The sequence below is a fragment of the Candidatus Micrarchaeia archaeon genome (assembly GCA_041650355.1).
Lineage (GTDB): Archaea > Micrarchaeota > Micrarchaeia > Anstonellales > Bilamarchaeaceae > JAHJBR01.
Genome location: JBAZLI010000042.1, coordinates 1 through 8,587 on the forward strand (window position 1 = coordinate 1; position 8,587 = coordinate 8,587).

The window sequence follows — 8,587 nt, forward strand, 5'->3', positions numbered from 1 at the left end:
ATAAACTGCGCAAAAGCGGAGTGGGCGCTGAAGTGGGAAGGAGGATGCGGGAGCTCAAGCGCAACTTCTCTTCCGAGGAGAAACTATTTTCTGAATTGTGCTTCTGCATCCTAACTGCAAATGAAAGGGCGGCGAAAGGAATTGAAATCCAGGAAAAAATAGGAAACGGATTCGCGGCATTTTCCGAAAATGAACTGCGGGATTTTTTGAAAAGAAATGGGTACAGGTTCTACAATGTGCGAGCCGGGTACATAGTGGAGGCGAGGAAGCATTATGGGAAATTGAAAAAGACGCTTGCGAAACTGGAACGCGAAGGCAGAACTGGAAACTTGATGTTGTGCGTGTCGCACAACAGACAGTCGGGTGCACTCGACTGGAAACTGAAAACCGAAGACAGGATGCGGGAATGGCTTGTTGAAAATGTGAAGGGGCTGGGATGGAAGGAAGCAAGCCATTTCCTGCGCAATGCCGGGTTCAACAACTGCGCGATACTGGACCGGCACATAATAAAAATCATGCGCGAGAACCGGATGATTAGGGAAGAGCCCAAAACCCTAAACAGGAGAAGATATATGGAGGCGGAAGCGAAACTCGAAGCTCTGTGCAGGGAACTCGGAATGGGGCAGGGCGAGCTGGATTTTTATCTGTGGTACCTTAAGACGGGTAAAGTGCTGAAATAAGCTGAATCGAAAACCGAAAGCTGGAAAAGCGCTGGTGATTGGATGCTCGGGATAATCGGCGGAACCGGAATATACTCTTTGGGGAAATTCGAGGAGAGGAGCGTGAACACCCCGTACGGGTTCGCCTCTGTGTGGGTCGGGAAAATCTCCGGGAGCGACTGCGCCTTCATACCCCGGCACGGGAAGGACCACCGCTATCCGCCGCACATGGTGAATTACAGGGCGAACATATGGGCGCTCAGGCAGCTGGACACGGCCATCGTGCTGGCGACATACGCGTGCGGGAGCATAGCGAAATTCAGGCCCGGGGATTTCGTGGCCGCCAGGGATTTCATAGGGTTCAACGCCCCGATAAGCTTTTACGAGGACTTCAGGGAAGGCATGAGGCACATGAACTTTTCCGAGCCGTACGCTGAGGAAGCGAGAGTGATGCTCTCCTCGGCTGCAAATGAATGCGGGATCGCGCTGAAGAAAGACGGGATAGTGGCGACCACGCGCGGGCCGAGATTCGAGACAAAGGCGGAGATAAGGGCGCTGGAGAGGATGGGCGCGAACCTAGTGAGCATGACCAACGCGTACGAAGCTACACTGCTGCACGAGCTGGAAATTCCCTGCGCAGGGCTGTGCATAGTCACAAATTACGCTTGCGGGGCAGAGAAGCACACTCCGACGCACTCGGAAGTGATAGGAATGATGGCGAAGAAGGAGAGGAACGTGAATGAAATAATAAGGGAGTTCGCGCGGCTAGTCTGACCTGGGAAAAACGGAAAAATTTAAGAAAGGAAAAAATGAAAAAGGGAAATATTGCTAGGCGTTTTCCGGAACCGGGCCTCCCCCGGTAATCTCCATTTTGGCCCAGGCCTCGTTGTCGTTGTAGCCCTGCGCTGTCGCGAGAACCGCCAAAGTGTAGGTGTAGCCGCCATAGTCGAAGATGACGTTCTGCCCTGCCCTTGCCTTGGTCTGGAATAGCAGCTCTGGCTCTTGCTGGGGCCCAAGCGCATCGGAACTCGGAACGTCCCCCCCGTAAATCGAGAGGATTGCCTCGTGGCTGTCCAATTCAATGTCGTCCAGGACAGCAAACACCTGGAAGTCGTCGGATGACGCGTAATCGCCCGCGAAAACGGTCCCGTCTACATAGGGCGTCTCCCCTGTGTGGGTGGATGCTATTCCGACCTTGGCCCACGTTGCAAGGCCGAGGTAGCCGAGGCTTGTCTGGTAGATTTTCACCCTGAAGTTCTGCCCGTCCACTTCTCGCACCGCCTGGGAGTTCTCGCGCATGTTCTCGTAATAATACGCCCTGGGCGCGTCCACCCCAGACTGGTCGATGCTGCCAGGCCCCTCGTAAGGCATTATTGCCAGCATGGCGTTCCTGCTTCCGTCTTCAAGGTCGTACATGCCCACGGCTATCGTTTGCGAAGAGTCGTTTATCAGTCCTCTCGGAACCAGGACCTCGCCTTCGTACGGGGTGGCCCTGCGGTTGGTCCGCGAAAGCGTGTACTTGAACCAGGCCATGTTGCCGCTGTATCCTGCAGCGGTCTGCGTGATGCCTATCTTGTAGTTGGAGCCGTTGATTGTCCTCACCACGTAGCCGCGCTCCTTTATCTCGTCGCTGTAAAGGAGGTTGTCGTCCAGGTCGTAGATGTACAGCATTGCGTTCCTCGTGCCGGTCTCAAGGTCCGCAAAGTCGAAGTAGAAAGGATAGACGTCGTCAATCCTTTCAGGTCCGCTTCCTGCCCTGAGCAATTTGCCTGGTGTGAGTGTGGAATCCATCTGGGCACGCTCTGCCGGGCCTGCGCTGAGCCGCGTTATGGAGAATCTGACCCATTTGCCCGAAAGGTTGTAGCCGGATGCGGTCTTGTACACTTTTATCTTATAGGTTATGTCGTTGACGGTCCGTATCACGTTCCTGCCTTCCTTTATCTTCTCGTAATAGAGCGCGCCATTATTTACCCCGTCGCCGAGAATGCCCGAGAAGTATATGGAAAGCATTGCCTGCCTGGTGCCTTCCTCAACGTCTTCCACGTAGACTGCCATGTTCCCGTCTCCGCTGAGCATGTAATCCCCCACCGAGACCGCGGTTCCTTCGTAGGAATCCGGCCTGGACGAGGTTTGCTCCATGGACATCCTTGCCCACGCGGAGTTGTGCGTGTACCCTGCCGCAGTCTGGTAAATTCTTACCGCGTATGTTGCGTTGCCCACCGTGTGCTTAACGTACTTGCCTTGCTTTATGTTGTCGCGGTAAAGGAGCTCGTCGTCGGAATTGTACACGGACACGATGGCGTTCATGGTGCCTTGCTCTATGTCGTCTAGTATCGCGTAGGCCTGAACCGGGGCGTCAATTCCTGAAGAAGCGAGCACGCCATAGTCCTCGTAAATCACGCCGCCCATCTGTATCACGTATCCGGAAGTGGGGGTCGGGGTGGAATCCGGGGCGTCTTCAACTGCCAGCTGGGCCCACATCGCGTTCTCGGCGAAGCCTGGCGCGGTCTGGTTCACGCTCACTTTTATGAAAAGGTCGCGGCCAATCTGCACGATCACGTGCTTCTTCTCGCTAACCTTGTGCTTGGCGAGCACTTCCCCTCCGGAGTCCAGCACGGTTATTATCGCACTGTGGCTCCCGGATTCTATGTCGTCAAGAACCACGTAGGCTGCGTCTTCATCGTAGCTGAGGTTTCCGCCGATTGAAACCACTGTGTAATCGGTCCCGTAGGCCGCAGGCAAAAGCAGGCCTGCAAAAAGCAAAACGAACAATATGTTTTTCATGCATCCACCTCTTTTTTCATCCTTTTTGAATATGGCCATTATGCGGGGTTCCCCGCAGATTTATGTCTCTCCCCCTATGAGGCCTCCGACTGTGGCTTCAACCACGTTCGAGTTTTCGGATTGCTGGCCGTAGGAGTCGCGCACGCGCACGTAGTATGAGTAAGTCTCTCCGCTTGAGACGGAGGTGTCGGAGTAGTGCGTCGAAGGCGTGGCGCCTATGTAGGAAAACAGGCCCATGCCTGAAGTGCTCCTGTAGATTTCATAGTCCGAAACCTGGGCCGCGTAGGGCCTGGACCAGGAAAGGTAGACGGATTCGGCGCGCACCTGGGCGCCGAGGTCTGTTACTGACGGCGGAGGCGAAGGGGGGCCCACGCTTATGGAGAAGGTGTTGGAGTGGCCGGATTGCTGGCCGGCAGAGCTCACCGCTATCGCATAGTAGCTGTAGGTTTCCCCTGAGCTTACCCTGGAATCAGTGTAGCTGGTGGAGCTGGCAGAGCCTATCTTGGAGAACAGGCCCGTGCTCTGGGAACTCCTGTATAAATCATACCTGGAAATCGAACTGCTTCTGGACTTGGTCCAACTCAAATAGACTGAGCTTCCGTCCGTCCAGCCGTCCAGGCTTGCCGGCGGAGAGGGCGGGTCCTGGTCCAGGTAGATGGAGCTGTAGGCCGTGCTCTCGCCGTAGTCGTTCCTGCATTTGTAGTAAACGGTCTTGGGGCCGTTGCCGCTCGAGAGGGTGAAATCCCTGCTCGTGGCGTAATCTTCCCACGCGCCCCAGTCATAGTTGGATTCCCTGAGCGCGCACTCGTAAGCGTTCCGCGCGCGGAGGTCGAGGCGGACGTTCCGCGAGGAGGTGTAGCTGTCCCCGCTGTTTATGGTTATGCTGACTTCCGTCGGAGAAACAGGAGGGGAGTAGGAGTAGGTTATCTGGGCGCTCACTACGCCGATGTCGTTGCCCAGGGAATTCTGGCAGGTGTAGTAAACACTCTTGAGCCCTGTGCCGGCTGAAAGTGTCCAGGCTTTCGAGGTCTTGTACGGCTCCCAGTCGGTCCATGAGTTGGCGTTGTCGTTTGAGAAGCGGCAGCGCGACGCGGAATAGGCGTAAAGGCCGAGCAGGACGCTCTGCGAGTTCGTCCATCTCGCGCCGTTGTTCATTGATATGTGGAGGTACGGCGGGGGGCTTGTGTCCAGGGTTATCGAGTCTGAAGCGGTGTCCGAAACTGCTCCGGCTGCGTTCCTGCACTGCGCGTAAACGGTCTTGAGGCCGTCGCCGGCGGTGAGGGACCATTGTGCCGTGCCCGAATATGCGGACCACTGGCCCCACGAAACCGCGTCGTTGGAGAACCTGCATTCCGAAGCGCCCTGCGCGTTCACGGCCATTTTTATGGAGATGGTGCTGGTGTAGCCGGAGCCGTCTCCGAGGCTTACCGAAACTGCGGGCTTGTCCGTGGTCGTGAACGCGGCTGATGCGGCCCCTGCGAGGCCGTTGTCCGTGCATTCCACGGCCATGGTGTGGCTGCCGGTAGTGGTGGACAGCGTGGTGTTCCGCACCGCTCCCACGTCAACATGGCCGAGCTGGCTCTTGGTCCCGTCAAGGGTCATGGTGCATATTGCGGCTCCGCTCTGGGAGCTGGAAAGCGTGAAAACGACTTCGAATGTGTTGGAATACTGCCCTGCGTTGGCCGGGCTGGCCAGGGTGATTTTGGGCGGGACCGTGCTGAGCATTATGTGGAGGGATACCGATGGCGCGGCGTTCCCGATGGAGTCCCTGCACTGGTAATAGACGCTCTTTTCCCCGTCTCCTGAGGAAAGCGTCCAGGTCTTCTGGGTCGCGTACGGCTCCCAGTCGCCCCAGGTGAGCGCGTCGTTGGAGAACCTGCATGTTGAGGCTTTTTCCGCGTAAAGCGCGAGAACCACCGAAGCCGAGGAGGTGAAGCTCTTGCCGTCAGCGAGCGAGATTCTCAGGTTGGCCGGAGGCGAAACGTCCGCGGTGGCGCTCGCCTTGCCCAGGGACTGCTCGCTCCCGCTCGCGTCGGTCCATTTAATAGTGTAATAGTACGTGGTGGCGTCGAGCACGCTGGTGTCTATGTAATCGGAGCGCCCGGAAATGAGCTGGGAATTTATCCTCGCCCCCTCAGTGGAGGCGTCCGTGCTGCGGTAAATGTTGTACCCTGCGGCTGTTTTCAGCGGGTCCCATGCAACCTGGATTCCGCCAGCTATGGGCGTGGCTTTCACGGACTGGGCGCCGAAGCAGCCGAGAAGCAGAAAGGATAGAATTAGCACTCCGAAGACGTATCTCATATCCATGTACCCACCGCTCTTACTACAGGGATTAGGTTTAAAAACACTACCTCGTCACGGAAGCTGAGTTCACCTGGTCCAAGTAGTGCGGGTTCTTTTCGAAATAGTCGCGCGAGGGCTTGAGCGTTTTTACCAGCTCGCTTGCTACGGCGCTTTTGAGGTCCATCGGATGGAGCTTGCCTTCCGAGTAGGCGGTTTTGAGCTCCGCGGGAGTCGCGAACTCGGCGTCGCCGCCGAATTTCGCGGGGCGCTCTATCTTGAGGGATTTGCCGCGCATGCACAGATACTCGGCGTATTCTATGAGCGGGTTCCCTTCCACGGTCTTTTCAGGGCAGAACGCCTTGGATATTTTGGACTTGATTTCTGCTTCGGAATCATGTATGAAGATGGCCGAATTCGGGTTGCTCTTGCTCATTTTCGCGTCTATCATCAGGTCGTCGCTGATTTTTTCTTCTAAGCCGATTTTTTTGCCGACATCCATTTTCGAAGTGCCTTGCAGTCCGGGGAGCAGATGGCCGTGCACGGCCGCGAATTTCTTTTTCCCTAGCTTCGGGAAGATTTCGCGCGCGAGCATGTGCACCTTCCTCTGGTCCATTCCTGCGTGCGCGAACTGCACTCCGAGCTTCGCTATGTCCGCAGTCTGCATCGCAGGGTAGAATATGGAGGACGCGTTGGCGGCCTCGCTTTCCTTCCTGCCCATTATGGTGATTGTGCGGAGTATGCGGTTTATGCTCGCGTTCCTGCCCACGTCCAGGACGGTTTTCCAATAATCATCATCGTAGAGCTTGCTAGCGAGCACGTAATCCACTTTTCCCTCCTCGAGGCCGAGCGAGATGAACGCGTGCTTGAAGTATCCTAGCGCGACTTCCTGGATTTTCTCCAGGTCGCCCCCGAGCTTGCCGTTTATCCACGCGTGGTAATCTGCAAGGAATATGGTGGGCTTTACGCCCGCGTCCATGAAATCCCGGATCTTGAGCGCGGTCATCAGGCCGCTTCCTATGTGCACTTTTCCTGAAATCTCGAAGCCGATGTAATGTTTTGGCTGCGAGTAGTTCTGAAAAATTTCAAGGACGTCCTCGCGCGTCACCACCTCCTCGGTGGGGGGCCTGCACACCAAATCCACTCGCTTTTCCAAGTCCATTTCAACACCGTGAGCTCATACTTTAGAGAGTATCCAGAGTATGGATATTATGCTTCCTATTATTATGATTGGCGCGGCTATCTTCGCGACCGCGACTATCGCATTTACGGTTGAAACTATCTCTATGCTCTGCTTGGCCCCGAACACGTTTATCGCGAACTGGGTCTTGAAGGCGCAGAACGAGGCAGGTTGCATGTCGTCAAGAGCTTCGAGCACGGATTCGCGCACCGCTTCGAGGAGCGCGGCTTCCCCTTCCAGCGGATTGAGGACCCCGCGCACCCTGTTCACTGAGTGCGTGTCTGTTGTGTACACGCCAGCTTCCAGATTGATTTTCCTTTCCTTCGCGGCTTCGCTTGCGGCCCGCATTATGGATTCCCGCGTCTCGGGCTTCACGCCGTTCGAATCTACCAGTATTATCGCGTAAAACGGCTTTGTGGAAAAAACCGCGACTTTTATCCCTGCGAGCCCGAGCTGGGGGATTGCGAGGGATCTGTGCGAGAATCCTGCGCTGAGCGCAAGTCCCGGCGTTTTTCTGGAAAGCGAATCCGAAACCGCGCGCATGTACCTGAAGCCGACCGGGCTTCCTGGCTCGAAGCTGGTGATGTCCCCGGTTTCGGCGTTGTGCTGGTCAACCACGGAAACCATCGGGACATGCTTCTCGGCATCGGCCATTATCGCGAGCCCGAGGCCGAAATTCACGTCCTCGGTGGTGTGGGGCGCGCGCGAAATTCCTGAGAATGCGCAGCCTTTGAAGAGGAGGGATTCAGAGAAACACTCTCCGCAGAATCCGCGCGAGAGCGAAACGGATGACCGCGAGGGCTTGCATTTCGCGTATTCCGCGTCGAAGGCGGAAACTATCTTTTCCATCTCGCTTGAAGCGACCGGGTTGAGGTCGTGAGTCACCGTCCCGTGGAACACGAATGATTTAAGCCCGTATTTCTTTTCTATTTCATCGGAAATGAGGAAGGAATAGTTGCTGCCTCCCAGGGAGCCGAACGGGCCGTAGTGCACGTAGGGGACCAGGAACGCGTGCGTGTCTTCTTTCCTCTTGAATATGAATGCGGAAAGGAGTGTCTCGGCCTCCTCGCCCACGCGCTCGAATTCGGTCTCTATGTCCTTGGATTCGTAGAACCAGTGCGCCAGGAAAAGGGAAACCGCGTCTAATGTATTAAGCCCGAAATTCCGCTTCATGGGCGCGTTCACTATCATGAAGAACAGGTAGACGAACCCGAGGAACAACGCCGAGGCGAGGAAGAACTTCCCTATTATGAGCAGCGGGGCCCCGGAAACAGCGACCGTGGTTCCGGTTATGAGGAAGAATCCGTATATGATGACCTGGAGGGATGCGAAGAGGAAGGAGCGCCACCTGAGCACGAAAACGAAGCGCGCGATTATGAACCACACCGCGAACGCGAGCGAGGCCGCGAAAAACACCACTGCCTCGCGGTAGGGGAACGCGGAGCTGATGAGAAATGAGTATGCGAAGTAGGCGAGCGCGTATATTACCTGGCCTGCCAGGGAAGCCGCGAGTATGCGCCTGAACGGGATTCTGCGTATCATGAGCTTTATGAGCAGGGAGGTGAGTATCGCGGGTATTGAGAGGAGGAAAAGCCCTTCGAGCGCGCCCTGGAAAACCCCTTCGAGCGCCGGTTGGCCCCCAAGCGGGAGTATGAACGCCAGGGTTCCGAAAAGGATTCCGATT

6 protein-coding genes are annotated in these 8,587 nt (G+C 56.2%); 2 read left to right on the forward strand and 4 right to left on the reverse strand.

What is annotated here, in order from left to right:
* Positions 1 to 680 (forward strand): N-glycosylase/DNA lyase (locus WC488_03530; GenBank protein MFA5077473.1); only part of this gene is annotated, 680 nt, incomplete at its 5' end.
* Between the two features lie 42 nt (positions 681 to 722).
* The gene (locus WC488_03535; protein ID MFA5077474.1) at positions 723 to 1,433 is read left to right on the forward strand and encodes an MTAP family purine nucleoside phosphorylase; all 711 of its coding nucleotides are present in this window, start codon (positions 723 to 725) and stop codon (positions 1,431 to 1,433) included.
* Positions 1,434 to 1,487: 54 nt separating this feature from the next.
* On the opposite strand, the gene WC488_03540 is transcribed toward WC488_03535, so the two are convergent.
* From WC488_03540 to WC488_03555, 4 genes are all read right to left on the reverse strand, one after another.
* Complete coding sequence (locus tag WC488_03540) at positions 1,488 to 3,443, reverse strand: hypothetical protein (protein ID MFA5077475.1); 1,956 nt, start codon at positions 3,441 to 3,443, stop codon at positions 1,488 to 1,490.
* A gap of 60 nt (positions 3,444 to 3,503) precedes the next feature.
* The gene (locus WC488_03545; protein ID MFA5077476.1) at positions 3,504 to 5,750 is read right to left on the reverse strand and encodes a hypothetical protein; all 2,247 of its coding nucleotides are present in this window, start codon (positions 5,748 to 5,750) and stop codon (positions 3,504 to 3,506) included.
* A 40-nt stretch (positions 5,751 to 5,790) separates the two neighbouring features.
* Positions 5,791 to 6,885, reverse strand: a complete 1,095-nt coding sequence (locus tag WC488_03550) for a tyrosine--tRNA ligase (protein MFA5077477.1) — start codon at positions 6,883 to 6,885, stop codon at positions 5,791 to 5,793.
* 15 nt (positions 6,886 to 6,900) lie between these two features.
* Positions 6,901 to 8,587: DUF2070 family protein (locus WC488_03555; protein ID MFA5077478.1), on the reverse strand; the 1,687-nt coding region annotated here is incomplete at its 5' end.